1 protein-coding gene is annotated in these 1,212 nt (G+C 52.1%); it reads left to right on the plus strand.

What is annotated here, in order from left to right; all coding sequences use genetic code 11:
• Positions 1 to 117: 117 nt before the first annotated feature.
• Positions 118 to 1,212 (plus strand): S-(hydroxymethyl)glutathione dehydrogenase/class III alcohol dehydrogenase (locus INT22_RS05065; RefSeq protein ID WP_193067813.1); only part of this gene is annotated, 1,095 nt, incomplete at its 3' end.

Consider the following 1,212-nt stretch of genomic DNA (forward strand, 5'->3'; position numbering starts at 1 on the left):
GGTACTATGAGAAATCCAGGCTAGCTGGCCTACACTGCAGTCATTAAATCTGATTCGATTAAAACGAGTCCGATAAAACAGTCTTCAGTCTTATGTGACCGTTAAGGAGATGCATAGATGAAATCACGTGCCGCCGTAGCACTCGAAGCGGGTAAGCCGCTTGAATTAGTTGAGATCGATGTGGAAGGTCCAAAAGCGGGCGAGGTACTGGTGAAGATGGCAGCGACGAGCGTATGCCATACCGATGCTTATACCCTTTCTGGCGCTGACCCCGAAGGTAATTTCCCAGCGGTATTGGGCCACGAAGGTGCTGGTGTGGTGCAAGAAGTTGGCGAGGGTGTGACCAGCGTTAAGCCGGGTGACCATGTTATTCCGCTGTACACCGCCGAGTGCGGCAAATGTAAATTCTGCCTATCCGGTAAAACAAACCTATGTGGCAGCGTGCGCGCTACTCAAGGTAAAGGTGTGATGCCTGATGGCACCTCGCGCTTTTCACTAGATGGCAAAATGCTGCATCACTACATGGGCACGTCGACTTTCAGTGAGTACACCGTGCTGCCGGAGGTATCGCTTGCGGTGGTCTCCAAAGAAGCGCCGATGGATAAAATCTGCCTATTGGGCTGCGGCGTTACTACCGGTATCGGTGCGGTACTGAATACGGCAAAAGTAGAGCCAGGCTCCACCATCGCCGTTTTTGGTTTGGGCGCGATTGGTTTGGCGGTCATCCAAGGGGGAGTCATGGCAAAAGCCGCGAAGATTATTGCCATCGATGTGAACCCCGATAAATTTGCATTGGCCAAGCAGTTTGGCGCGACTGATTTCGTTAATCCGAAAGACTACAGCGACCCGATTCAGCAGGTAATCGTCGATATGACCGACGGTGGTGTTGATTACTCCTTTGAGTGTATCGGCAATGTTAACGTGATGCGTTCGGCCCTTGAGTGCTGCCATAAAGGCTGGGGGGAGTCGATTGTCATTGGTGTTGCGGGCGCGGGCGAAGAGATCTCCACGCGTCCCTTCCAACTGGTCACCGGGCGGGTTTGGAAAGGCTCTGCGTTTGGTGGTGTTAAAGGACGCAGTGAGTTACCGGGTTACGTCGAGCGCTATATGAATGGTGAGCTGAATATCGACGACTTTATTACCCACGACATGCCGTTTGAGCAAATTAATGAAGCCTTCGAATTGCTCCATGCAGGTAAGAGCATTCGTACC

This window comes from Halomonas sp. 3D7M, from assembly GCF_014897885.1.
Classification (GTDB): Bacteria; Pseudomonadota; Gammaproteobacteria; order Pseudomonadales; family Halomonadaceae; genus Vreelandella.